Raw genomic sequence first — 25294 nt, 5'->3', positions numbered from 1 at the left:
GGATGAAAGATGGGATCAGACAGCGCCCGATTCCATGAATCTCCTTACCGCCCATGCGTCGTTTGTTCATTCTCGAACTGACGCTGTCGACTGACAATCCCATTGGGAACGGATGCTGTGTTCACTGCCAGTTAACCTTGCGCCTTCGTCACAGCCCCCAGGATCGGATGGGCGTGGCACGTCGATCAGTACACACGTGGCGAGGCCTGGTGTGGCGCGGGCGGTTGGTGCCGACGCGAACATGGCGTGTTCTGAGACGGACCGTTGGAGCGGGTGCTCCGGTGGTCAGCAGTGTGGTCAAAATGAACAAAGGGTTCTCGCGGCGGCGCCTGGGCCGCGCGATTATTGATACGCCTTGTTGACAGCTACGGTGCAACTAGATGGGGTGAGGCGTCGAATTGGCGCACCGGATGGGAGGGATGGCACAGGGTGATGCACTTACTTCCAGCACTCAGCGCATTCTCTCAATTCCATTTCCAGGTACTCCATCAACGCCCGCTTTGCGGGTGACGGGAAACGGCTGGGAAGCGTGAGAATATACAAGCTGTTTAGCTGGCCGACGATCTGGTACTGCGCAAGTACTTGCTGCAGATTTTTGGCGGTGGGTCCGCGCATTGCGTATGTCGGTAGAATACCGATGCCCATACCTTCCATTACCGCGTCGAGGATAAAGGGGTAGTCGGCCGATTGCAGCGTTGGCTGGATATGGACGAGTTGGGCGTCCGTGTCGTCATTTCGATTTCTAAGCTCGATCGTAGCCTCCAGACTTGGCGGCAATCCGATAAAAGTCTGCGACGCGAGGTCTGCAGGGTGGTTAATTGGTCCACGCCGCTGAAAATAGTCCGCAGATGCGCAAAGAATCCAGTCAATTGAGCAAACTTCACGCGCAACGCAATCCAGAGGCGGTGATCGCTCGATCCGCAGCGCGATGTCGACTTCGGAGGCGATAAGGTCTTCGATCCTGTTATTGAAGGTGATCGCCAGCGAGATTCCCGGATGAATCCGCGCGAATTCACGTAGCTTGGGCCCGACAAATAGCCTGCCAACACCAGTGGGTGCGCTGATGCGAATCCGCCCTGTCAGTGTTTGCCCAAGCATGTCGATGGATGCACGGGCGTTATCTAAATCATCCAGTATGCGCCGTCCGCTGGTGTAGAGAACCTGACCCGCTTCGGTCAACTCGAAGCTGCGTGCCGAACGTCGAACAAGTTGTGCTCCTGTTTCACGCTCAAGAACCTTGAGTCTCTGGCTGATGTTTGACTTCGACATATCGAGCTTGCGCGCTGCTGCAGCCAAGCCACGACACTCCACAATCTCGACGAACAACGTGATCAGATTCAGATCCATTTGAGGTACTTGATGAGTAGCGGCTGCAGGCCGGTGTCGACCTCTCAGTCATCGCACTGTGACTCGGTTACGAGAGGCCGGTAACGACGCAGGGCTACGTCGAAACTGATCTCACCATGTAGAAACAGGCCCTGGCCACGATCCAGGACCCAGGGGCGGATCTGGTAATCGATCCGCTTGTCGTCGATGGGCAGGTTGCCATTGTGCAGCGTGGATTGGTATTCAATCTTCGGCAGCGGGAGTCAGGCCGGCTGACGTCGCACCGGTTGTCTGAGGGTTGTCCATGGCAAGGAACAGGCCAATACCACCTAGAATCATCAGCGAGCCCATGACGAACAGTCCGTTGTTGAGACTGCCTGTCGTGACCTTGATCCAGCCCATGATGGCCGGACTGAAGAAGCTCCCCAACTGACCCAGGCTGCTGATGACGGCAATCCCCGCCGCGGCGCCAACGCCAGAGAGGTAGCGTTGCGGAATCGCCCAAAAGACAGCCAGGGCCGAGAAGGTCAGCGTCGCGGCAATGGTAAGTAACGCCAGCGCAGCCGGCAGGCTGTGTGTCCAGAAGGCCAGGACGAACAATGCAATACCGCCGCCGACCGCACAGATGAGATGGTGCCAGCGTCGCTCCTGCGTTGCATCCGAATGTCTGGAAATCAAGATGATTCCAGTGGTCCCGATACCGTAAGGAATCGCACTGAGATAGCCGACCTCAAAGATCGTCTTTGCGCCGGCGTCCTTGATCACGGCTGGCAGCCAGAAGCTGATCACCGCCCCTCCACAGACCAGCGAGAAATAGACTGCAGCCAGGAAATACACACGCGCATTCCTGAGCACATCCCTCGTGGAATTCGCTGTACCTTTCGTGTTTCGTTCGTCCTCTTCGCTCAGCCTGGCGATCAAGGTATCGCGCTCCAGCGGCGCCAGCCACATGGCAGTGCGCGGACCGTCATCGATCATCCAGTAGGCCATGATCCCAAGTACTACCGCGGGAATTCCCTCCAGTATGTACATCCATTGCCAGCCCCTGAGACCATGAAGCCCATTGGTGTGTTCCATGATCGCTCCCGACACGATTCCCCCAACGACGCCAGCAACGGTAATGCCTACGAAGATCCAGGAAATCGCGGAAGCTCGTCGGCTTGGCGGGAACCAGTAGGAGAGATAGAGGATGATCCCAGGGAAGAAGCCGGCCTCGAACACGCCCAACAGGAAACGCACAACATACATTTGCCAAGGTTCGACAACGAAAGCCATACCGGCGGAAACCAGACCCCAGCATGCCATGATTCGCACAAAGGTTCGGCGGGCCCCTATCCTGTGCAGGAGAAGGTTACTGGGCACTTCGAACAGGAAATAGCCAAGAAAAAAAATCCCTGCGCCCAGCCCGTATACCGCATCGCTGAAGCCGAGATCGCCCTTCATCTGCATCTGGGCAAAGCCAATATTGATACGGTCAATGAAGGCAACAACGTAGGCGACAAAGAGGAAGGGCATCACGCGGAGTGTGACTTTCCGGTAAAGAGCGTCCTCCGCTGCGGCGCAGCGGTTCTTATTCATAGGAATCATTTCTGTCTCCGGCTGCCTCTGCCTGCGAGCAGAAGCCGTTTTATGCCGCGTTACCTTTTCAGTTGGCGTCGCGGTCGATGAATATGGTTGGCCATTTCGACCATCCCAGGTAGGCCAAGGGCTTGAATCAGTGATGCGGGACAGGACTCCCTGGCCGCCAACGTCCTTCTGTCTGTGTGAGTTTCCCCAAATCCAAGGGCGGACGGAGTGAGCGAACTCTGCCGTCCACGCAGACGCAGCAAGGAACGGGCGGCGCAGAGGGACGCCCGCGCTGCCATTCGGCGGGGCCTGGCGCCAGCTCGTCTGCGGTTACGTCTCAGTCTTCTACACCTGCGATGATGCGCGCGTCCCTTTCTGCGCCATCCCCCAGTACGGCCAATACCTTTTGATAAGCCTCGCTCTGATACGCAGCAAGAGCCTGCTCGAAGCTCGGAAATTCAACCACGACTGTCCGCTGCTCCAGACCTGCCTCGGCCGCAACAACCTCGCCGCCTCGCGCCAGAAACTTTCCGCCCGCTGCCTTCACCACTGGTCCTGCGAGGGCTCCGTACGCCGCCAACTTATCTACATCATGAATTGCTCGATACGCTGCCACCCAATAGCCTTTTGCCATTTTTTTCTTCCTCAGTTGAAGAGCATTTGAGAACGCAAGGATCATTTACACAGACGTCTCTGCATGAGTACTGAGCGCGTGTATGCATGCGACGAAGAAGGGCCAAGGCATCACCGGCACTTGTCACAACGGAAACGGTGACGCGCGAAATATCGACTGGTCCCTAGTGCATAAACATACTTATTCACTCATCCAGACTGATGCCCATGGTACCGGTGGTTGGATTATGGAACTGTCTGAACAGAGAGGAGGGCTGATCGTATTCGATGGTAGTGCCGCCGACTGCAATCAGTGGCGCTTACAGGCCCGCGGCCCGAATCTCGCGCGTCATCTTGAATGCAGACAGATGTCTTGTAGTTCATCTAACGGTCCTCGCGGTGTCGGTCGAATATGGATGACATTGGGGTCAGACAGTGCCCGATTCCCTGAATCTCCTTACCGCCCATGCGCCTTTTTTTCATTCTGGAATTGACGCTACCGACTGACAATCCCATTGGGAACGGATGCTGTGTTCATTGTCAGTTAACCTTGCGCCTTCGTCACAGCCCCCAGGATCGGATGGGCGTGGCACGTCGATCAGTGCACACGTGGCAAGGCCTGGTGTGGCGCGGGCGGTGGGTGCCGACGCGAACATGGCGTGCTCTGCGACGGACCGTTGGAGCGGGTGCACCGGTGGTCAGCAGTGTGGTCAGAATAAGCAAAGGGTTCTCGCGGCGGCGCCTGGGCGACCGCGCGATTATTGATACGCCTTGTTGATAGCTACGGTGCAACTGGATGCGGTGATGCGTCGAATTGGCGCACAGGATGGGAGGGATGGCACAGGTTGATGCGCTTACTTCCAGCTCTCGGCGTATTCTCTCAATTCCTTTTCAAGGTATTCGATCAATGCTCGCTTTGCGGGTGACGGGAAACGGCTGGGAAGCGTGAGAATATACAAGCTGTTTAGCTGGCCGACGATCCGGTACTGCGGAAGTACTTGTTGCAGATTTTTGGCGGTCGATCCGCGTATTGCGTATATCGGCAGAATACCGATGCCCATGCCTTCCAGTACCGCGTCGAGGATAAAGGGGTAGTCGGGCGATTGCAGCGTTGGCTGGATATGGACGAGTTGGGCGTCCGTGTCGTCATTTCGATTTCTAAGCTCGATCGTAGTCTCCAGACTTGGCGGCAATCCGATAAAAGTCTGCGATGCGAGGTCTGCAGGGTGGTTAATCGGTCCACGTCGCTGAAAATAGTCCGCGGATGCGCAAAGAATCCAGTCAATTGAGCAAACTTCACGCGCAACGCAATCCAGAGGCGGTGCTCGTTCGATGCGCAGCGCGATGTCGACTTCGGAGGCGATAAGATCTTCGATCCTGTTATTGAAGGTGATCGCCAGCGAGATTCCCGGATGAATTCGCGCGAATTCACGTAGCTTGGGCCCGACAAATAACCTGCCAACACCAGTGGGTACGCTGATGCGAATCCGCCCCGTCAGCGTTTGCCCAAGCATGTCAATGGAGGCGCGAGCGTTATCCAAATCATCGAGCATGCGCCGTCCGCTGGTGTAGAGAACCTGACCCGCTTCGGTCAGCTCGAAACTGCGTGCCGAACGTCGCACAAGTTGTGCTCCTGTTTCACGCTCAAGAACCTTGAGTCTCTGGCTGATGTTTGACTTCGACATATCGAGCTTGCGCGCTGCTGCAGCCAAGCCACGACACTCAACAATCTCGACGAACAACGTGATCAGATTCAGATCCATTCCATGTACTCGATGAATAGTTGGTGGGAAGGGCTAAGCCAAAAGGCCTGGAGATCGTGCGTGCGTGGCCTCGAGCTGCTACGTGCTGATCGAAAACTACAAGGCGGGCTCGTTGGCGAAGTATGGGCTGGATTACGCCACCTTGTCCGGGCTCAATCCGCGACTGGTGTATTGCTCGGTGACGGGGTTCGGGCGAACCGGCCCTCGGGCGGCCGAACCGAGCTGTACTCGACGGTGGCCATTCAGGCCGCGTTGCCCAGTCGCGAGAGGACCTGCCCGGGCCAGCATGTCGACATAGCGCTGCTGGATGTGCAGGTCGCCACGTTGTGCAACCAGAGCCAGAATTACTTGGTTTCCGGCAAACCACTGGGGCGCTACGGCAACGCTCACGACAACATCGTGCCGTATCTGGCGTTCCGTGCCAGTGATAACGATTTCATAATTGCTTGCGGCAACAACTCGTAGCTTGTCGCCCTGTGCGAGGCCATTGCCTGCCAGACTTGCCCAAAGACCCGCGCTTTGCGTTTTAGCAATCAGTGGTTTTGAAGAGTTTTGAACGACTGACTGCTTTTGGCCGAAAGCGGTAGTTCGCCATCGGCAGCTATCGGACCAAGCAGCCACCCAGCAAGCAACGTTTTGATGAAGTATCGCTGAATCCGGGTGCCTCGATTTAGTGGTTTTTTGACGGATAATGCAGCGTACTTGATGACCCGTGGTGTCCTCGGGTACATCGCGAGCATGCTCGCTCCTACAGCTGTTTGCGTTCAGGCGAGATAACCAGAAACCCCATCCCACAGCAGTTTCCCGGCCGTCACCACCAGCAACCCATAACAGGCGCGATACATCTGGCGTTGATCCAGCCGTTCATGCAGCCGCCACCCCAGCCATACCCCGCTGGGCACCGCCAGCAGACAAATGCCCATCAGGCTCAGCACGCTTCCGGTCGGCTTGGCCAGCAGCAACCAGGGCGCGGCCTTCATCAGATTTCCCACCGTGAAAAACATGCTGGTGGTGCCGGCATAGAGTTGTTTGCTCAGGCCCAGCGGCAGCAGGTAAATCGCCAGGGGCGGGCCGCCGGAATGCGCAACCATCGTCGTGATGCCCGAGGTAAAACCCGCCGCCACCGCCTTGGGCGACGAGCGCGGACGGCCCCTGACTTCTCCGCCAGCCTTGAACCAGAGACCGACAAACACCAGGGTGATCGCCGCCATGGCGATGGCGACCATGCGATGGTCCACCACGCGAAAGAACAGATATCCGATGCCGATGCCGACCACCAGTCCGGGGATCAGCAACTTCAGGTCCGGCTTCGACCAGGTGGAGGGCTTCCAATAGCGCAGGCCGAACAGGTCCATGGCAATGAACAGCGGCGCGAGCAGGCCGCCGGCGGTGATCGGGTCCATCACCAGCGACAGCAGCGGAATGCCGACGATGGCGAAACCGCCGCCGAACGCGCCTTTCATGAAACAGATCAGAAAGACCCCGGCGAAGGTCACGAGGATCGTGGTGAGGGTCAGGTCCAAAACGCGGTCTCCTGTAACGGGGGATTTCATTCCCCATGGCGGGGCACCCATAATGTCGATCACAACCTTCACCATAAAAAGCGCCAGTTTCGAGGTTTTGCCATGGGCCAGTTTGCCAGCCAGTCCGATCCATCCACACGCGGTGCCGAACGCCGGATCTACGCCAGACTGCGGGCGCAGATAGAGGAGGGCACGCTGGCCGCCGGCACCAAACTGCTGTCGACACGGGCCCTGGCGGCCGAGCTGGGCGTTTCGCGAACCACCGTGACCGCGGCCTATGAGCAACTGGCCGCCGAAGGTTTTATGGTCACCACCAAGGGCAAGGCCGCCACCGTGGCCAGCGTGATCAGTACGCCAGCGGGGCGCGCCAGGGAGAGCCCGGCGCTGCCGCCGGTGCTGTCCGACTATGGTCAGCGCGTGGCGGCGATGAAGCCCTACAGCATGGCCACGCCCCATGCCCGCATCGACTTCCGCTACGGTTCGGTGGCAACCAGGGATTTCCCGGCCCTGGGCTGGCAGCGCGCTTATCGTGCTGAACTGGTCAAACGCCAGCCCAGTCTTTCCTATGGCCAGCCCGAAGGGGAATCACGCCTGCGCACCGCGTTGCAGGGCTATCTGCGCCGGGCGCGTGGCCTGACCTGCGAAGCCGATCAGATTCTCGTGGTGCATGGCTCGCAGCAGGGGCTGGATCTGTGCGCGCGGCTGCTTTTGAACCCGAACGATGCGTTCGTCTGCGAAGACCCTGGCTACCGCATGGCCCGCTACAGCTTCGCGGCCACGGGTGCAAAAGCGTTGCCCATCACCGTCGACGGTTCGGGACTGGATACCGGCGCGTTGCCGGAAGATGATCGCGTGCGCCTGGCTTACGTGACGCCTTCGCACCAGTTCCCCATGGGCGCGGTGCTTCCCGTCGCACGTCGCCTGGAACTGCTGGAATGGGCGAGCCGCCATCGTGCCTGGATCATCGAAGACGATTACGGCGGCGAGTTCCGTTACGGCCAACGCTCCATCGACGCGCTGCAATCGATGGATACCCAGGCGCGGGTCATTTATGTCGGAACCTTCTCCAAAGCACTGTCGCCGCAGCTCAGGCTGGGCTATCTGGTGCTCCCGAGGGAACTGGTCCACGTGTTCCGCGAAGCCAAGCGCCTGACGGATCGCCACTCACCGCGCTGGGAGCAGAACGTCCTCGCGTCGTTGATCGAAAGTGGCACTTACGAGCGCCACGTTCGCCGCCTGCGCCGTGACAACGAGCAACGGCGAAAGGCGCTGCTGGAGGCTTTCGAACAGCATCTGGCGGGGTACGGGAAACTGGGTGGCATGGCGGCGGGGTTGCATGGCGTGCTGTTGCTGCCGGGACTTCGTGCTGAGGATGAGGCGATAGTGCAAGCAATGGCACTCGAGCGCGGCGTAGGGGTATATCCTTTGTCCCCGCTGTATGCAGGTCCTACATCTGTGAAAATAGAGGGATCCGCAGGCCTGATCCTGGGCTATGCGGGCCTATCGGCTAAAGAAATTCATGAGGGAATAGCCGTTCTTTCGGAAGTGATTCGTTTCCTGACTCCTGCTCTCCCTCAATAATTGCTGGACGAGGTGCCCATTCGGGCCGCAAGCGTGTTCCGATCAAACAGCGAAGATCCGCTCCTGGTCGACTGCCGGCCCACGCGAAGGACTCCTATGGGTCGGAAAGCGACGGTCTGGCCCAGACCGTCGCAGTGGAAGATTAGACTTCTGTCTGCTCTGCCATTTCTAGAGCATCGTCTACCTCGATGCCCAAGTACCTGACAGTGCTTTCGAGTTTCGTATGACCAAGCAATAGTTGAACTGCCCTCAAGTTCTTGGTCCTGCGGTAGATCAATGAAACCTTGGTTCGCCGTAGCGTGTGGGGACCGTACATCGTCGGGTCAAGTCCAATGGCTGTTACCCATGCTTAGACTATTCGAGCGTATTGCCTGTTAGAGAGATGATCTGAGTCATGCAATCGCGTCGGGAACAGAAAGTCGTCACTGCAAAGCGCCTGACGCATCCAAGCCACCAGAACCGTTCGTGTTTGCTCAGTAATTTCAAACTGCACTGGATGTTGAGTTTTCTGCTGCATCACTATGGCCCGTGACGAAACATGCTCCCCATGCGCAATGTCACGTACTCGTAGCTTGGTTAAGTCACAGGCACGCAGTTTGCTGTCGATGGCCAAGTTGAAGAGAGCCAGATCCCGTGTCTTCTCCGCGAGCTGAAGCCTGACCCGAATGGCCCAGATATCCCTGACTCGGAGCGGGGCTTTCTGCCCTACAAGCTTTCCCTTGTTCCAAGGCTGATGGCGATGTAAAGCGATAGTGTTCATGGCTTGTCCTCCAGGTTGAGGGAGGACAAGGGTGGATCAGTGGCAATGCGTGCAGGTCGCTAATCGACCCATTGCAGACGTTCAGGGCAACTATTGGCTGGCAGGAGAGGAAAGCAAAGCGTGTACCACGGTCGACCTGGTCAACGTAACAAAGCCAAGCGGGCTACGTCGATTCCCCACTCAGCGTGAAAGGTGAAGTTCCAAGGTGCCTCTAGATCGGCAGCAACTCGGTGTCCAGACTGAACAGGACATCAACGAGGAGCCTTCACCCCATGAACCTGTCCAGACTCTGGCCGCTGCTGCTGGGTAGCGGTATCACGCTCGGCCTCGGTACTCCTATCGCGAAGGTAGCGGCGCACCACGGCGTGGGCGCACTCGCTTTCGCACTATGGCCCACGCTGGCAGCCGGCCTGCTGCTCGGTGCGATCGGGCTGTTCCGGCAAGGACGTCCTGCCGACCTGCCGCGCCTGGTGCGCTTCGGCAGCGTCGCTGGCCTGTTCGGCCACGCGTTGCCGATGTCCGCAGTGTTCTGGTTGTCTTCGCACGCGGGCGCCGGCTTCGCATCTTTTTCGCTGACGTTGCCGCCGGTGTTCACGCTGCTGTTCACCTTGCTGCTGGGGCTCGAGCGGTTTGCGCTACGCCGCGGGGTCGCAGTCGGGCTCGGTCTGTCCGGGGCGCTGCTGATGCTCGCCGGCCGCGGTGGTTCCTTCGAGGCCACGCCCGCGCTGCTGGCCATGGCGCTGGCCATTCCCGTCACAATCGGCGCAACTAATATCTACCGCGCGCGTTACATGCCGTCCGGCGTCAGCGGCGAGTGGTTGTCCTCAATGACGCTGCTGGCTTCGTCGTCGATGCTTGCAATCGCAGCCCTTGCTCTGGACTCCATCGTGCCACCGCTGACAACCCCAGCCCTCGCCTGGCTAGCGCTGCAGACCGCTGTGCTCATTGTTGGCTACCTTTTCTACTTCGCGCTGCAACGGCGGGCCGAACCGGTGACCTTCAGCTTCATCGGCTACGTGATGATGCTGCCTGGGGTGACGATCGGAACCTTTGTCTTCGGCGAGCGACTGCCGTGGACGGTGTGGCCCGCGGCAGTACTGGTGCTCGCGGCGCTGCTTCTGCTGCAGCGGCCGGCGCGGGCGTCCTTGCCACTTGCGGTCCACCGCGACCAGGGGGCGTCGGTATGAATCTCTTCGAGATCCGCCGCAGCGCAGAGCGCGGCACGATGCGCACCGACTGGCTCGACGCGCGCTTCAGCTTCAGCTTCGACAACTATGTCGATCCGCATCGCATGCGCTTCGGCCCGCTGTTGGCGCTCAACGACGACCGCGTGCAGCCGGGCACCGGCTTCCCGATGCACCCGCACCACGACCTCGAAATCGTTATGCTTCCGCGTAGCGGCGCCGTCGAGCATCGCGACAACCAGGGCCGCGAGATGTTGGTACATCCCGGCGAATTGCAGTGGATGCGCGCTGGAAGCGGCATCCGCCATCGGCAGTGGAACCCCTCATCGCACGAGGTCGACCACCATTTCCAGCTCTGGTTCGCGCCATCTATCACGGGTCTTGAGCCAGCCGTCGAACGGCTCGCGTACCAGACGCCCACACCCGGGGCCTGGCGCACCCTCGTGTCGCCGCAGCCGCAGGATGGTGCGCTGGACATTGGCGTCGACGTGGTGCTCGCCCTTGGCAGCGTCGAACGGGGCCAGGCGCTCGAGATACCGGCACGCATCACAGGCGGTCTCTACCTGCACTTGATGCAGGGGAGCATCGAAGTGCACGGCACCGGCCTCGGCCCCGTCGTCCTCCAGGACGGCGACGCAATCGTGTTCTTCGACGGCGCGCCTCAGTTGCAGCTGCAGGCGTCGGCATCGACGTCGCCCGAACTCCTGCGTTTCGACACCGCAGCGGTCGACCCGCGAACCGGCCTGATCGCGTCCCCATCCCTCCATTCGAGCATTTGAAGGAGCCCGCTCATGCCGCGCATCGTCGTCCTCTACTGGTCCAGGCGGCACGCCCACGACTCAACAGCGCTCGCCGGCGCGCAATTGCAAGGCCAGCGCATCGTGCTGGCAGTCACGCTGGCGTTCGCCTTCGACTACACTTTCATCATCGTGTCGATGCACTGGCAGGGCATGTGGTGGCGGGGTACTTACCGCGAGAGATTCATGGATACACACTTGGCTCTGCAATGCTTCTGTCGTGTTGTCGAGACGGGCGGGTTCGCCGCGGCAGCACGCGATCTTGACTACTCGCCATCGATGGTGAATAAGTACATCGTGCATCTCGAGGAGTGGACAGGCAGCCGCTTGCTCGCTCGTACCACGCGACGTATGCAACTCACCGAAGCAGGTGAGCAATTTTACGCGTACTGCCGACGCGTGCTGGACGACACCGAATGCACGCTAGGTGAGATCCGCGCGGCCCGTGGCGAGCTCTCCGGCCGGCTGGTGCTGGCGGTGCCGGTGTCGCTCACGCTGGCCTTCCTCAACGACCATCTGCATGCCTTTCAGGCGGCCTACCCGGGTATTGAGCTCGAGTTGAGGCTGTCGGACCAGCCCGTCGACCTGGTACGCGACGGCATCGATGTAGCGCTGCGCGGTCAGGCGCAGCTTGATGACTCCTCGCTGATCGCGGTGCCGCTGATGATGATAGAGCGTTCCGTCGCTGCGGCACCGGACTACTGGCGCCAATATGGCAAGCCCGAACATCCGTCGGCACTGGCGTGCCACAACTGCCTGCCCTATCTGCTCGGCAGCGACGCCACGCGCTGGCACTTCGACGGGCCTGACGGCCCACAGACTGTGGAGATTCGTGGCAACTTCCGCGCGGACAATAGCCTAATGCTGATCGACGCGATGCTGCGAGGCGTGGGCATTGGATTGGTTCCCCGAGTCATGATGCGGACCGAAATCTCCGAGGGTCGACTGGAGACAGCGCTGGACGATTGGCGTGCAGAGCCGCGAAAGTTGTTTGCCATCTACCCGAGTCGTGAGCACCTGCCCGAGAGGGTCCGTACGCTGTTGCACTTCCTAAAGCAGCGGCTTGGCGGGGCGGGCGATTTAGCTCAGGCCGTTGCTCGCTAAGGCAACCTCTCATTGCAAACGCCCCAGCGCCAACTCGCGTGATCGTCACCACAAACTTCGACGCAATCTTTGATTACTGGGCATATCCGTTCTCTGCATAGACGCCAAATGCAATTCCAACTGCCTGAGTATTTTCCACGTGAACTCAGGCGCCAATTCACCACCTGGAGGAGTATTAAGATGTATACGAAACTGCTTGTCGCCGTCGCATCCGCCTTGTTGGCCACCGCAACCTTCGCCGCCGATGTGAAGTCCGTATCGCGACTCGCATTCGGCCCCGATAACATTCTCTTTGTTGCCGACTGGAAAGGCGCCCAGGTGCATGCGCTGGCGCTGTCTGCGCCTGTGCCCAGGAAGGGCGAAGGGACCTTCAACATCGTGGACCTGGAGACGTTGCTGTCCAAGTCACTGGGCGCCGGCAAGGTCAAGGTTGAGGACATGGCAGCGCGCCCGGGCTCGGGCGAGGTGTACTTGGCAGTGAGCGTCGGGGCGAACAAGACGCCGGCGATTGTCGCAGTCACTGCCGACCAGAAGGTTCGCAAGCTCAACCTTGCGAGCATGAAATCGACGACGGTGACGCTGAAGAATCCAAACAACTCCAAGGTCGAGTTCTGGAAGGAAACACCGGAGCGCAGCTTCACTGTCACGGACATGAAATGGAACAACGGCGAGTTGTTCGTTGCGGGCCTGTCAAACCAGGACTTCGCGTCGACGCTGCGTCGCATTCCGTACCCGTTCACCGACAAGCAAACGATGACGTCGGTGGAGATCTACCACACCACGCACAATCAGATTGAAACGCGCGCACCGATTCGCGCGCTATCGTTCGCCACACTCGGCGGAAAGCCTTACATCGTCGCCGCCTATGTTTGCACGCCGCTCGTGACTATCCCGCTCGAGGACCTGAAGGACGGTGCGCACATCAAGGGCAAAGCTATCGCAGAACTGGGCTACGGCAACACGCCCGCGGACATGATCTCGTACAGCGCCAAGGACGCGAGCGGTAAGCCGCAGGACATGCTGATGCTGCTGAACTACCACCGCTCGGGCAACATCATCCCGGTCAACGAAATCCAGGCTGCGAATGAGAAGCCCGGCATCGACAAGCCCGTTCCTGCCGGTGAAATCATTGGCGTGCAGGAGACTCCGGCACCGTTGGTGGGGGCCACCCGTATCGACAACCTCGACGACCAGTTCTTCATCGTCGTGCGCCGTGCGCTGGAGACTGATGCCCTGCAGTTGGTGTCGTTCGACAAGGCCATGTTGTTCCGGCTAACCGATTTCGTTTCCGAGTACGACTTCCCGCAGTACCGCTACAACAACGTCGAGTTCCAGCTCAAGAACTTCAAGCCTGCCCATGACATCCTGATGAAACAGGAAGGGTTCCCCGAACTCATCGGCACGCATGAGTGAGGTCGGTATGACGAATGCGTTGCGCACTTTGTGCGCGTTGGCCCTGTGGACTGCGGCCGGTGCTCAGGCGGTCGCGGCTCAACTAGTGCCTGCTGCCGTTCAACCGTCCGGACCGGAGGTGCCAGCGAACCTGCTGCGGATCTCCCTGGTGTTCGCGCAGCCGGTTGGCGAGCCGGTCCTGCCTCGGTTGGAACTGCGCCAGGCCAACGGTAATGTTATCGACAAGCCATTCTTCGAGCAGGAGCTCTGGTCTCCCACCGGCAAGATCCTGACGGTGCTTCTGCATCCTGGGCGCGTGAAGAGCGGGCTTATAGCCCATGACACCGTCGGACCTGTGCTCCACGCCGACGGGGTGGTGGTGTTGATGTTGGACGGTCTAGAGATCAAGCGCTGGAAGGTGGGGTCGGACGACCTCGATGGCCCGCGCCCGTCTGGCTGGAGCATCACAAGCGTGCGTGCAGGCACACGCGAACCGCTAGTGGTGGAGTTGGACGCGCCCATCGACGGTCGTGATGTCGACTACCTTGCGGTTGCGAACTCGAGTAATCGCCGAGTCCGGGGCCGCGCTCGCCTGGAAGTTGGCGAAAAAAGATGGACCTTTACGCCCGACGTTCCCTGGGATGATTCGCGGTACACGCTGGCGGTCTTCGGCAACCTTGAAGATCCTTCCGGCAACCGGTTGAACGGACACTTCGAGTCACCCGGCACTGCGCCTGAGTCGACTACGGCCGACGTCTACATCCCTTTAGCGATAAACCCAGCGTTGGTGAAGCGTCAGCAGCACCCTTAGAGAGCGCGGTTAGAGGAGTTGCTGGACGTTACGCGGAACGAGATGCTTACCTAACCTCCGGGTTTCCAGCATCCTGGGAAAAATTATGAGAAGCCGCCTCTATCCGCTCTTCTAGTTGGGTAATGTAGGTTTTAGCATCCTCTAGGCTGGGGAACGAAACTGCCGTTTCGCCAAGCCAAACTTTGCAACCGCTTCCTTGCTCATTTGTTTCAATAGTGATTTTCATTTGCAACCCCCCTTTGCTGTCGAGGTGGCGGAGGGTAGCGCACTTTTAAGATGGTTCAAAATGTTTCAGAGGCTCTATATCGGGCATTTTAAGGCGATTTGATATCAGTTTTTAGACTTCGATAGGTCTTTCTCTAGGTGATCACGCAGCGACGCCAATTTCAGCTCGGCATCAGCCAGCGCCTGTTCTGACGCGACGTCCCAGTAGGGTGCGATTTCGAGCAAATCAGGTTCCGCCTCGGCCCGCAGGCACCATTGATGATGATCGTGCCATGAGCCGAGCGACGCTTGTACCGACTTTAATTGAGCCCTGGATTTTGCCTTGAGCGGTGACAGTGTTGGAAACGCATCGGAGAGGTATCTCGCGTTTTTCACGATGATCCTCAGCTCGTGCCGATCAAAATGTTTGTCCCGAAGGCCGGCGATCAGCTGAGTGATTCTTTTCTTCAGGGCTTTCTCGATCTGTCTTTTTACATCAACCAGCTCACCGGCTCGCTCGGCAGTCCTGAACAATTCTGGCCATCGATCCAGTTCGCCAAACAGTTTGTCGAGCACCGGGCTAACGGTGATCTTCCGATATTGTTCTGTCAGGGTTGCGCTCCGGCTCATCGCCTGGCGCGGATACCCCATATTCCGAAGTTCATCAACGATGACCTCCAGATCCCTCGTGGGAGTCGTCGCTCTGCCGACCTCAGCGGCAGCTTGATTCAATTCGATAACCTCCGGCATGTTGCGCAGCGGTCGCAAAAGGCTTCGAATTTTGCGAACTGCAATCCTCAGGTCATGCAACGCTTCGCTGTCACTGTTGGCTTGCAACCGAGAGCGCGAGTGATAGAGGGCGACTTCCAGGGAAATGATCTGAGCCACAAAATCGTCGACAAAAGACATCATCGTCCTCGCTTGTGAGTGGGTTCGCAGAGCGTAGCAGAGCAACTGTTTGTCGCAGCCCCTTTGCACGGGCACTGCAATATAAAATTCATTAAGTTGCCGCTGTGGATTCGTGGGAAGTCGATAAGCTGGAATCTTTTGCCGCAGGAATGGTGTTGATGCGTCGTGTTGTTTTCAATCAAAAAGGTGGGGTAGGCAAGTCGAGTATTGTGTGCAACCTGGCTGCTGCAAGCGCAATGGAAGGCTACCGGACGCTCGTTGTCGACCTGGACGCCCAGGCCAACTCCACGTATTACCTCACCGGCCTGACCGGGGATGACATCCCGGTGGGTATTGCGGACTTTTTCAAGCAAACGCTGTCGTCGGGGCCGGCAGCCAAAAAAAGCCGAGCTCAGATTGTTGAGACATCCTACGACAATCTTCACCTCATCACGGCCAGCGGCGAGCTTGCGGATCTGCAGCCCAAGCTGGAATCGAAGTTCAAGATAAACAAGCTGCGCCGGCTGCTGGACGACATTTCCCAGGACTACGACCGGGTTTACATCGACACGCCGCCGGCGATGAATTTCTATACGTTCAGTGCACTCATCGCAGCGGATGCGGTTTTGATTCCATTTGATTGCGATACCTTCGCTCGCCATGCGTTGTACCAGGTGCTGGCGCAGGTCGCAGAGCTTCAGGCTGACCATAATGAATCGCTGGTAGTTGAAGGCATTGTCATCAATCACTACGTCAGCAACACTGGCTTTCACCGCAATCTGGTCGAGGAACTCATCGCGGAAGGGCTGCCGATTCTTCCGGTGTATCTCGGTAGCTCAGTGAATATGCGTGAATCCCATGAGCGCTGCCAACCTTTGGTTTACCTCGACCGGCATCACAAGCTGACAGATCAGTTTGTTGATCTCTTGAATGTACTGGAGGAGGCAGACTGAATCGGCACGGGTACTGAAAGATTTCGAAACAGTGCACTCCATCGACTTGAGGTCGGGCGATCAAAAACGCTGCTTAACTGAGCAATGTCGTTTTCTCGGGTCACTGTTCGAACGGGGAGAAAGAAATGACTGACAAAAATCGGGTTCTGTTTTTCTGCGCTAAAAATGATGTCCGTTCGTTGCTGGCCGAAGCGCTGCTTCGCCATACTGACTCAACACACTTCGAAGCTTTCAGTGCTGGCCTCGAACCCGGTGAGGTTGATCCTCGAACCCTGGAGTCTCTCGAACACATAGGCATAGAAACAAACGGCCTGCGTAGCAAATTGATTAGTGAATTTGAAGGGCAACAGTTTCACTACGTGATCACCCTATGTGATAAGTCATCCGAAGAAGCTTCACGGATGCCGTCCTCCGGTGAGGTGATCGTTTGGAGTTTTGAAGACCCAACGACCAGTGAGAAACATGAGCCTTTCCGTCATGCACTCCAAGAGATTCACGATCGCATCAAAATGTTTGTCACAGTGAAGACAAGGCAGTGAACATCCGCGATAACGATAGCTAGCTGTTCTCAGACGCTCGTTCCAATGACCGTATATGGACTCCTCCTCGTTGCAAGCCTCCTTTGCTTTGGCGCCCGTGCCGACTGCACACGTATATTCGGCCTCTGACTTCGGCATCGATTCGATGCTGGGCCATGATGGGCTATTCGCGCGTCTGCTCCCAATCGCTTCTACGTGCTTTGCGCACCTGGACACTTGAGGGTTTTGCCGACGCCGGTTCGACCGGTTTGCCATTGCTCGGGTTGCTTCGCAATCGTGGTGTGAGGTGCTTCTCCCGGGATGAATAGGTCAGGCCGCTGCTCGATCCGGTTGGTAATCAGTGCCGCTGCGCAGCATCGCCCAAGCCATGCGTGCAGTTTTGTTCGCTAGTGCGATAGCGGCCACATTGGGATGTGAGCGCTCGGCTAAGCGGACGACCCACTGGCTAAGTCGATCGTCTTTGGACTTGGCTGTGCGCAGTGCTGACCGCGCACCGTGGACCATCAACGTTCGGAGATAAGCATCTCCACGTTTGCTGATGCCAAGCAGTCGATCCTTGCCGCCAGAACTGTGTTGCTTTGGCGTCAGCCCTAGCGAGGCGGCCAACTGTCGGCCATTGGCAAACTGTCGGGCATCACCGATGGCAGCAATGAGTGCGGTGGCGATCATCGGGCCGACGCCGCGAAGTTGCTGCAAACGGACGGCCGCTGGGTCGCTTGCCGCGATTGCAGATATCTCGCCATCGAGTTCGCTCACGCGCTCATCAAGTGCGCGCAGGTCATCCCACAAACCATTCAGCAGACGACGAAAGCGTGCCGTCAAACCGTTATCTGCATCTTTTAGCCAGCACGGTATTGCGCGACGCAGCATCAGTAATTCCTTCGGCGCAACGAGGCCGTACTCGGCGATCAGCCCACGAATCTGATTGGCTTTGGCCGTCCGCTGTTCGATTAAGCCGGCCCGGATGCGATGCGTCGCCTGGATATCCTGTTGTTCGATGGTCTTGACGGCGACGAAGCGCATGCTGGGGCGGCTCATCGCCTCACAGATTGCCTCGGCATCGTTGGCGTCGTTCTTGTTGCTCTTGACGTACGGTTTGACGAACTGCGGCGCGATCAGTCTCACCCGAAATCCGCGTGCCTGTAGCTGCCGTGCCCAATGGTGTGCACCGCCACAACTTTCCATGCCGATCTCACAGCCGGGTTCGATCTTTTTCAGCACCGTTTGCAGCCAGCGATCGCGCGATAAACGCTGCCGCCAGACGGGCTGCTCATTACGATCCACGCCGTGAATCTGAAACACGTTCTTGGCCAAGTCGACCCCAATGCGCATAAGCTTCATGTGTGGACTCCTTCTCACTGTTGACTGTGGTTCGCACCTTCAGTCTGGCACTCAAGATGCCGAGGTGAGGAGGAGTCCATCCCATTGCTTCTGGCCGATTACTGCCTGTGGCGAAAGGGCTGCAATCGACCCATAGCGGACTCTGACCAGCATTTGGTTAAGGGGGGCTTTAGCCTGTCCCATTGAGCGAAGTGAACGATTTTAACCAGTTGTTATGCATGTTTTACTAGCCGTTTCTTTAAATGATACAGGTTAGTCCCGATTGGGCGATCCTCAAGAACACCATAAATCTCATACCCATGCCGCTCATAGAACTTTTTAGCATCAACGGTTTTTAAGAATGCAACTACTGCCCCATTGTTGGCACCAATCTCTTCTGCTTTTTCCAAAAGCATAGATCCTACTTTTTTACCGCGATGAGATTCCTTAACCCAAAAGGTGTCAATTTCTAAGCCATCCCAGTAACAATTACAGCTTATTGCACCGATGTAGTCGCCTACTTCATCGTGTGCAATCACCATAAATATTTTATCTTCCGTTTCTGGTGGTAGATTTGGATATTGAATTCGAAGATATTCTGAAAACCTATTATTCAGAACTCCTTTATCCTTTTCTGTTGGAGAACCCAATACATCAATCTTGATTTCCACTTTATTGCTCCTTAAATTCAACTTTTAGGTGCCGAATGGCTTTTGGCATAACATTCCATGTTCATGCGTATTCCCTTGAGCAATCAAAAAAATCGACGTTGTAAACGCGACATCAAGAAGGGGGAAAGCGACATATTACTTTGCACATTACTGACGTATTAACTGCGTGTCCATGGTCTGCTTTTGGCCGATAGGTGCCTGTCGCGCCTGCGCGTCAGCACATGTAAATACGCGGTCATGGCTGCGACCCACCAATATGCAAATCTAGCGATGTCTAGCAAAATTCGCTAGACATCGCTAGACCTTCCTATGTTTCGTTGGCCAGTTCGGCCAATAGCCTGTCCACCGACTGCTACATATGGTCGTTGCTGCCTGTCACGAATAGGAGTGGGGATGCTTGCCCGTTTTATAAACTAATGACTTCATTTTATTTTCTAATGATCACTGAAGGGTAGGTAGGCAGTAATTTCAATAGGCTGTGTAAACCAAAAGTTTCTAGTGACTACTATGGAAACCTTTAGGTGTATCGAATGCTTTGTGCGCAGTGCTCGGGCTGGCATCTTGCCACCAAGGTCGCTCGGATCGCTAGGTGCATGAGCAGTAGCAGTTGTGTGGCCAAGAGTGTCGCCAGGCTGGGGGACGCTTTGGAGCGGGGCTGGTCAGTGCCGCACCGCGGATACTGGCCTAACAAAGGTCCGACTTCCACACACGGCGACCATGCTGGTTTTAAAGTTGTCGCGAGACAGCTGGCTACAGCTAGCTGATTCCATTCTTAATGAAAAAAATTCCAATCAAAGTGAAAACGTATGCCCGGCGCTTCCCTTGGCAGCGCACATACTGGCGCTTGCCTAAGCGTGCTGCACTTAAATCAATAAATTGTCAGTTACAACCATAGGCAACACCAAGCTGGATCTCATTTCTAATGAATTCGTTCTCATTTCTGATGAATCCTGACGGTAGTCGTTGTCGATGCATCGCGTGGTGACGAGCTTATTTATACGCAGGATTGGGATGAAATAAGAAAGACTAAATCTGTATCACCTACGTCAATACCAGCCTGTGAAAGCAGCGTAGTAACCTGGCCACGGTGATGGGTTTGATGGTTGAAAAAATGCATGACCAGGCTGTAAAAATCCTTATCGGACACTGCACCTTTCATGCTGGCGTAATGGAGATTGTGGTCTAGATCGGACTCTGAAATAGAGTGAGCCCATTCGACGATTATCTGATCGAGTCTCTCTCGATGCACTGAGAGCTCTGGAATAGTAGAGAACAACAGTTGGTCGAGGCTTTTCGGATCAGAAAGTTGCATCACCGGCTCCAGTGCCGAGTGGTCCGCTGGATGCTTGGCGAATCGCTTTAGCCACACAGTGTCTCCGATCGCTACGTGGTTTAGCGTCCCAAGAATAGACTTAAAGAACGCTTTCCTATCGGCTGAGAGCTCATCATCGGACAAGCACCTTGCTGCCCCATAGATCTTTGCGTTCATCCATTTGTTATAGGTCGCCATCAGACAGATGTGGTCGGTGCGGCTCATGTGTTCATCCTTTGAATATGTATTTGATAAGCGCTCCACGCTTATCTCAAGCGGCTGTGATGCAGGGCATCTATCGGTTTTGCGTCCCAGGCAAGGCGTATCGTTTGATCCGCTCTGCCTCTCCCGGATAATCCTCAAGAAATGGAGTATCTACGTGGATGTTCGAATGGCACTTGAAATCGAGACCGAACCCATAAGCTCGTCGATAAAAGGGGCCTTCTGTGCCAGGTATTCACCGATGCCGCCGGTGTTGCTCGCTTCCAGCTCAAGTTTCAAGTCTTGATACCGCTGGCGAATCACAGGGTCGTCCCTTAGCAGATCGCGAAAGCGGAGCATTCTTTCGATTTGACCATGGCCGGAGATACAAACGTGGGCCTTATGAGTTCGCACACCATCAACATCGCGCCGATAAAAGTGGTGACCTGGCGACAGATCGCTGCCTCGTGCGTAACCGAGTTCACGCATGACATTGTCTCGGGAGGATTCGTTTCGATGTTGCGCAACCTCGACCAGGAGGTCGATCTCTGGCTTGGCTGCGAGCTCGGGAACAGCGGTGCTTCCGACATGATGGATGGCAACAAGCTCAGTGCCAAACGCCTTTGCGATCTGCCCTTTGGCGCATAGGAAGAGCACGGGCCAGCTACTGTCATAGGGTGAAATCTTGCTAGTTAGCGCCATGGTGCTTCTTCCTTGTATCCGCAGGCTTGGCAATATGGAAACTCCGAGACTGTGCGTGCGCGCTCCACACCCTGCCAAGCAGCATCCATGCAAGCCCGGGATGTTATCGCCTCCAATGCGGAGCAGCTACTGGAGTTGGCAGATTAGGAACTTGGGCGCTGATGTACCCGCTGGCTGCGCTGCTAAAATGCACGCACCAATCCCGATTTTGGAGAACCAAGATGATCAGCAAGAACACGATTTGTCTCTGGTACGACGGCACCGCGTTGGACGCTGCGACGTTCTACGCCGGGACGTTTCCGGACAGCGCTGTGGGAGCTGTCCTTCACGCGCCTGGCGATTATCCGGCGGGCAAGCAGGGTGATGTCTTGACGGTCGAGTTCACGGTGATGGGCATCCCTTGTCTCGGACTGAACGGGGGGCCGGCGATTAAGCACAACCAGGCTTTTTCGTTCCAGATTGCGACCGATGACCAAGCCGAAACAGACCGCTTGTGGAACGCGATTGTCGGAAATGGCGGCGAGGAAAGTGTATGCGGCTGGTGCAAGGACAAGTGGGGATTGTCATGGCAGATCACACCACGGGTTCTGACAGCCGCGATAACCAATCCTGATCGAGCGGTGGCCAAGCGCGCTTTCGACGCCATGATGGAGATGAGAAAGATCGACATCGCTGCGATTGAAGCGGCTGTTAAGCGTTAACCAACGCAGCTTTTGGCTGGGTGCTCAGGCAGGTCGGATGCTGCCGCATCAACCGTAGTGGGTGTCCGGTTTGACAGGTATGAGTCCAAGGGGATAAAGCCGATCATCGAACTGACTCAACCGTGGGTACTCAATCGGCTGATCTTCATCGATGTTCTCCAGGCGCTGGCAATAGCTGACCAGGCATTCCTGTCGTGCTTCAGCGCTGATGTAGGGGACATGCCAGCCGACAAAAGGCTTCAGCACATTCAACCCGACATAGGCCAGTGTCCCGCGCAGAAGCGGGCGCAGCATGTCCTCCAAAGGGCCATGGATGGCGCCCTCGCCGAACATGTGTTCACGCCCGCCCAGCGTCACGGTCACCAGTGCTTTCTTGCCACTCAGGCCGCCTTGATCATAGAAGCGTTTGCCGCCGTAGCAGATGCCGGACACCAATACGCGATCAATCCAGCCCTTGAGGATGGCCGGTGTCGAGAACCAGTAGATAGGGAAGTTGAGGATCAGCAGATCCGCCCACAACAGTTTGTCCAGCTCTTGCTGTATATCGACGGCCAGTGTCTGCTCTTTGCTGCTGCGTCGTTGCTCAAGTGCGTAGACCAGGTACTCAGGGTTTTCTCTGGCCGAGAAATCATCGGCACTGGCCACCGGATTCCAATTCATCTCGTACAGGTCGGATACCCGAACCTCATGCCCTTGGGATTGTAGGGTCTCGACTGCCTGGTCGCGCAGCGCAGCGGTGAAGGATTTTGGTTCGGGGTGGGCATGCACGATTAAAACGTTCATGGCAGTTCCTTGATCAATTGTGTGCTGGCCGAAGGTTAAAAGTAGGTTGGCCACGTATGCATTTCATGGCGTCCGATACCGTTATTGAATCCGCGTCGCTGAGCCGCCAGTGCTTCGACGAGAAAGCGCCGGGTTTCTCGCGGTGCAATCACCTCGTGGGTGCCCATCGCACCGGCCAGCGCGAAGGCCGACGTGTCTTTCGAGAATTCGGCATGCAGGAGGTCGTAGCGCTCAGGGTCACTCTCGCGTGTCACGCCATGCACCACGCTGACCGCTACGCCGGGATCCACGAAACTGACATCCGCCATGCTCCACGCGGCCGACTGGTCACTGTTGCGACCGCCGCCGAAATTCAGATAGGCCTGACCGAAACTCTTGCGCACGACCACCGAGAGCTTCGGCACCGAGCAGAGTTGTACGGCGTGAATCATGTTCATGATGTGTGCGGGTGCGCTGCGTTTTTCGCCTTCGATACCCACGAGAAAGCCGGGTGTATCGACAAGAAATATCAGCGGGATGTTGAACGAGTCGCACAGGGCGATGAAGCCGGTGGCCTTGCGGCAGGCATCGGCGTCCAGAGCTCCGCCTTTGAATTGCGGGTTGGAAGCGACGATTCCGATGCTGACACCTTCAAGGCGGGCCAGGGCGGTGACCACCGAGCGACCGAAGCGGTCCTTGAGTGGGAACAGACTGTCGCGATCGACCAGCGTGGCGAGCAGCTTGCGCATGTCGTAGGTTTTGCTGCGCTCGTTCGGGACGATGCTTTCTGGTCCTGACGAGTCTGGGCGGTCTTCGGCTGCACAGGGCAGTACGGCTGGCGTCTCATTCGAGTGAGAGGGCAGGTAGCTGAGAAAACGCCGAATGGCGGTCAGCGCTTCCTGGTCATTGTTGACGACCATGTCCGCCAGGCCGGTGATTTCGGAATGCATGCGCCAGCCACCGAGCTCTTCGGTATCTGACGTCTCGCCGATCGCCACGGCGGTAACTTTTGGGCTGGAAACGGCGAGCAGTGCGCCTTTGCGCATCACGGTGAAATCCGCGAGGCACGAATACCAGCTCGCCGAGCCGAAGCAGGGTCCGAGCACCGCACTGACCCACGGGGTCTCGCGGCGTCGGCAGTATTGTTGGGCATCCTGGCCGCCACTGGCCATGCTGGCCGCGCCCATCGCATCCTGCATGCGCTGGCCCGACGATTCGCCGAGGAAGATCAGCGGCATGCCGTTGCGGGTAGCACATTCCTTCATGTAAGCGATCTTGCGCGCATTGATCCACGAGGAGGACGCGCCTTTCACCGTCATGTCGTTGGACACCACGGCCACCCGGCGCGAGTCGATACGGCCAAAGCCTGTGATCTTGCCGTCGGCGGGCGTACTGTCCCGGTCTTCGGGGCGGGAAGAGTGGGCCAGCATGCCGATCTCGCTGAACGACTGGGTATCCAGCAAACCCTCCAGACGTTCCCGTGCGTTAAGTACGCCGGCATTGCGACGCGCCTGAAGCTTGGCCTCGCCGCCCATTTGCAGGGTGCTCTCGCGGCGGGCATGCAGTTCTTGTTCCGGTGATAGGTGTTCGCGGGTCATCGTGAAGTCTCATTGGGAATTATAACGGCACGCCCGACGATTTCGCCGCGACGCATTTTGTGCAGGACTTGCGCCACTTCATCCAGCGGATGGCGATGCAGGTGGATCGGCAGGCGGCCGGTGGACGCCAGCGCGATGAGCTCGATCAGCTCGGATTTGCTGCCACCGAAGGTGGTGCTGATCATGGCGCCGTAGGGCAGCGAACCATTGCGTAATTCGAAGGCACCGTGCCCGCGCCCGACCACCACGATGTGCCCGAGCGGGCGAATCACGCCGGCCGCCAGACGCAGGGTGTCGCCGCTGCCGACAAAATCCAGGACCGCATCGACCCGGCCGATACGCTTGAGAAACAACTCTGGGGTTAAATCGGTGGCATCCAGCACCCGATCCACCCCTTGGCTGACGGCCAGCCCCAGGGCCTCGACGCGGGTATCGATGGCGACGACATGGGCCGCCGTGATCGCGCCAAGCGTGGCGATAGCGATATGCCCCAGTCCGCCGACACCGATGACCAGCACGTTGCTGCCGGGTTGCAGTAGTGGCGCAACGCGTTTGACCGCGTGGTAGGCACTGAGCCCGGCGTCGGTCAACGGCGCGGCTTTCCAGGGTTCAAGAGTGCCGATATCAACCAGGCAGTCCTCGTGGACCACGACGTATTCGGCAAGCCCGCCGTCATACCCTCCGCCGTAGATGCGCCGCGACGTGGAGCAATAGTTGTTCCAGCCGTCAATGCAGGCCCGGCAATGACCACAGCCGGGGATGCTCACGGCGCATGCTTGACCGACCGCCCAGCAGCTGACGCCCGGTCCGAGCGCGTCGATCCAGCCGGCGATTTCATGGCCGAGGGTCATCGGCAGCTGCACATCCAGGTGCGGGGGCGAGCAGCACAAATCGTCCAGCGCATGCAGATCCGACTGACAGAGGCCATTGCCGCCGACCCGCAGGCGCACTTCACCGGGGCCGGGAACCGGCACAGGCACTTCGCACAGGCGGCCGCCGTCGTGCCAGTCGAACATGCGAAAAG

General features: G+C 57.6%; 23 protein-coding genes and 2 pseudogenes. 10 read left to right on the top strand and 15 right to left on the bottom strand.

From position 1 onward, the window contains the following. Window positions 1–438: 438 nt before the first annotated feature. The 4 genes from ACYZT5_RS10505 to ACYZT5_RS10490 form a co-directional block, all read right to left on the bottom strand. Complete coding sequence (locus ACYZT5_RS10505; protein ID WP_462051039.1) at window positions 439–1347, bottom strand: LysR family transcriptional regulator; 909 nt, start codon at window positions 1345–1347, stop codon at window positions 439–441. 222 nt (window positions 1348–1569) lie between these two features. Beyond that, window positions 1570–2913, bottom strand: coding sequence for an MFS transporter (locus tag ACYZT5_RS10500; protein WP_462051038.1), 1344 nt, complete (start codon window positions 2911–2913; stop codon window positions 1570–1572). Window positions 2914–3229: 316 nt separating this feature from the next. Next, the gene (locus ACYZT5_RS10495) at window positions 3230–3526 is read right to left on the bottom strand and encodes a DUF1330 domain-containing protein (protein WP_462051037.1); all 297 of its coding nucleotides are present in this window, start codon (window positions 3524–3526) and stop codon (window positions 3230–3232) included. 832 nt (window positions 3527–4358) lie between these two features. After that, window positions 4359–5267, bottom strand: coding sequence for a LysR family transcriptional regulator (locus tag ACYZT5_RS10490; RefSeq protein ID WP_462051036.1), 909 nt, complete (start codon window positions 5265–5267; stop codon window positions 4359–4361). A gap of 32 nt (window positions 5268–5299) precedes the next feature. Here ACYZT5_RS10490 and ACYZT5_RS10485 point away from each other — a divergent pair. Beyond that, window positions 5300–5791 (top strand): annotated as a pseudogene (locus tag ACYZT5_RS10485) (CoA transferase); the annotation flags it as partial. A 240-nt stretch (window positions 5792–6031) separates the two neighbouring features. On the opposite strand, the gene ACYZT5_RS10480 reads toward ACYZT5_RS10485, so the two are convergent. After that, window positions 6032–6790 carry a sulfite exporter TauE/SafE family protein gene (locus ACYZT5_RS10480; RefSeq protein ID WP_462051035.1) on the bottom strand — a complete coding sequence of 253 codons (759 nt, stop codon included), beginning with the start codon at window positions 6788–6790 and terminating at the stop codon, window positions 6032–6034. A 102-nt stretch (window positions 6791–6892) separates the two neighbouring features. Here ACYZT5_RS10480 and pdxR point away from each other — a divergent pair, with 102 nt between their 5' ends. Then, complete coding sequence (gene pdxR, locus ACYZT5_RS10475) at window positions 6893–8371, top strand: MocR-like pyridoxine biosynthesis transcription factor PdxR (protein ID WP_462051034.1); 1479 nt, start codon at window positions 6893–6895, stop codon at window positions 8369–8371. 142 nt (window positions 8372–8513) lie between these two features. On the opposite strand, the pseudogene ACYZT5_RS10470 reads toward pdxR, so the two are convergent. After that, window positions 8514–9131: pseudogene (locus ACYZT5_RS10470) on the bottom strand (tyrosine-type recombinase/integrase). 272 nt (window positions 9132–9403) lie between these two features. Here ACYZT5_RS10470 and ACYZT5_RS10465 point away from each other — a divergent pair. The 5 genes from ACYZT5_RS10465 to ACYZT5_RS10445 all read left to right on the top strand — a co-directional run bounded on the left by ACYZT5_RS10465 (window position 9404) and on the right by ACYZT5_RS10445 (window position 14419). Continuing rightward, on the top strand, window positions 9404–10318 hold the full coding sequence (locus ACYZT5_RS10465) for a DMT family transporter (protein ID WP_462051033.1): 915 nt from the start codon (window positions 9404–9406) through the stop codon (window positions 10316–10318). Beyond that, on the top strand, window positions 10315–11094 hold the full coding sequence (locus tag ACYZT5_RS10460) for a pirin family protein (protein ID WP_462051032.1): 780 nt from the start codon (window positions 10315–10317) through the stop codon (window positions 11092–11094). The genes ACYZT5_RS10465 and ACYZT5_RS10460 overlap by 4 nt, the downstream gene beginning before the upstream one ends. 12 nt (window positions 11095–11106) lie before the next feature. Next, on the top strand, window positions 11107–12216 hold the full coding sequence (locus ACYZT5_RS10455; RefSeq protein WP_462051031.1) for a LysR family transcriptional regulator: 1110 nt from the start codon (window positions 11107–11109) through the stop codon (window positions 12214–12216). 180 nt (window positions 12217–12396) lie between these two features. Next, window positions 12397–13629 (top strand): hypothetical protein, encoded by a 1233-nt coding sequence (locus ACYZT5_RS10450; RefSeq protein ID WP_462051030.1) that lies wholly within the window; start codon window positions 12397–12399, stop codon window positions 13627–13629. Window positions 13630–13648: 19 nt separating this feature from the next. Further along, window positions 13649–14419, top strand: a complete 771-nt coding sequence (locus ACYZT5_RS10445) for an Ig-like domain-containing protein (RefSeq protein WP_462051029.1) — start codon at window positions 13649–13651, stop codon at window positions 14417–14419. Window positions 14420–14465: 46 nt separating this feature from the next. On the opposite strand, the gene ACYZT5_RS10440 is transcribed toward ACYZT5_RS10445, so the two are convergent. Both ACYZT5_RS10440 and ACYZT5_RS10435 read right to left on the bottom strand, forming a co-directional pair. Next, on the bottom strand, window positions 14466–14645 hold the full coding sequence (locus ACYZT5_RS10440) for a hypothetical protein (RefSeq protein WP_462051028.1): 180 nt from the start codon (window positions 14643–14645) through the stop codon (window positions 14466–14468). A gap of 104 nt (window positions 14646–14749) precedes the next feature. Next, window positions 14750–15532, bottom strand: a complete 783-nt coding sequence (locus ACYZT5_RS10435; RefSeq protein ID WP_462051027.1) for a CHAD domain-containing protein — start codon at window positions 15530–15532, stop codon at window positions 14750–14752. Window positions 15533–15690: 158 nt separating this feature from the next. Here ACYZT5_RS10435 and ACYZT5_RS10430 point away from each other — a divergent pair, with 158 nt between their 5' ends. Together ACYZT5_RS10430 and ACYZT5_RS10425 are read left to right on the top strand one after the other, a co-directional pair. Beyond that, a complete protein-coding gene (locus ACYZT5_RS10430) occupies window positions 15691–16464 on the top strand; it encodes a ParA family protein (RefSeq protein WP_462051026.1) in 774 nt (257 codons plus the stop codon). Between the two features lie 125 nt (window positions 16465–16589). Beyond that, complete coding sequence (locus ACYZT5_RS10425; protein WP_462051025.1) at window positions 16590–17003, top strand: arsenate reductase ArsC; 414 nt, start codon at window positions 16590–16592, stop codon at window positions 17001–17003. 309 nt (window positions 17004–17312) lie between these two features. On the opposite strand, the gene ACYZT5_RS10420 is transcribed toward ACYZT5_RS10425, so the two are convergent. The 4 genes from ACYZT5_RS10420 to ACYZT5_RS10405 all read right to left on the bottom strand — a co-directional run bounded on the left by ACYZT5_RS10420 (window position 17313) and on the right by ACYZT5_RS10405 (window position 21209). Continuing rightward, on the bottom strand, window positions 17313–18344 hold the full coding sequence (locus ACYZT5_RS10420) for an IS110 family RNA-guided transposase (RefSeq protein WP_462051024.1): 1032 nt from the start codon (window positions 18342–18344) through the stop codon (window positions 17313–17315). Window positions 18345–18556: 212 nt separating this feature from the next. Beyond that, entirely contained in the window at window positions 18557–18994 is a 438-nt protein-coding gene (locus tag ACYZT5_RS10415) for a GNAT family N-acetyltransferase (protein WP_462051023.1), read from the bottom strand. A 994-nt stretch (window positions 18995–19988) separates the two neighbouring features. Continuing rightward, window positions 19989–20531, bottom strand: a complete 543-nt coding sequence (locus tag ACYZT5_RS10410) for a DinB family protein (protein WP_462051022.1) — start codon at window positions 20529–20531, stop codon at window positions 19989–19991. 150 nt (window positions 20532–20681) lie between these two features. Continuing rightward, entirely contained in the window at window positions 20682–21209 is a 528-nt protein-coding gene (locus ACYZT5_RS10405) for a GrpB family protein (protein WP_462051021.1), read from the bottom strand. A gap of 221 nt (window positions 21210–21430) precedes the next feature. On the opposite strand from ACYZT5_RS10405, the gene ACYZT5_RS10400 reads away from it, so the two are divergent. After that, window positions 21431–21910: a VOC family protein gene (locus ACYZT5_RS10400; protein WP_462051020.1), complete on the top strand. Its 480-nt coding sequence runs from the start codon at window positions 21431–21433 to the stop codon at window positions 21908–21910. A gap of 48 nt (window positions 21911–21958) precedes the next feature. On the opposite strand, the gene ACYZT5_RS10395 is transcribed toward ACYZT5_RS10400, so the two are convergent. The 3 genes from ACYZT5_RS10395 to ACYZT5_RS10385 are packed head-to-tail and all read right to left on the bottom strand — an operon-like array spanning window position 21959 to window position 25286. Continuing rightward, on the bottom strand, window positions 21959–22693 hold the full coding sequence (locus tag ACYZT5_RS10395; protein WP_462051019.1) for an NAD(P)H-dependent oxidoreductase: 735 nt from the start codon (window positions 22691–22693) through the stop codon (window positions 21959–21961). A gap of 35 nt (window positions 22694–22728) precedes the next feature. Further along, a complete protein-coding gene (locus tag ACYZT5_RS10390; RefSeq protein WP_462051018.1) occupies window positions 22729–24270 on the bottom strand; it encodes an acyl-CoA carboxylase subunit beta in 1542 nt (513 codons plus the stop codon). Continuing rightward, window positions 24267–25286, bottom strand: coding sequence for an alcohol dehydrogenase catalytic domain-containing protein (locus ACYZT5_RS10385; protein WP_462051017.1), 1020 nt, complete (start codon window positions 25284–25286; stop codon window positions 24267–24269). Before ACYZT5_RS10385 ends, ACYZT5_RS10390 begins: the two co-directional genes overlap by 4 nt. Window positions 25287–25294 lie beyond the last annotated feature (8 nt).

The organism is Pseudomonas sp. LB3P14 (genome assembly GCF_054898045.1).
This window is presented reverse-complemented; position numbering and strand designations above follow the sequence as displayed.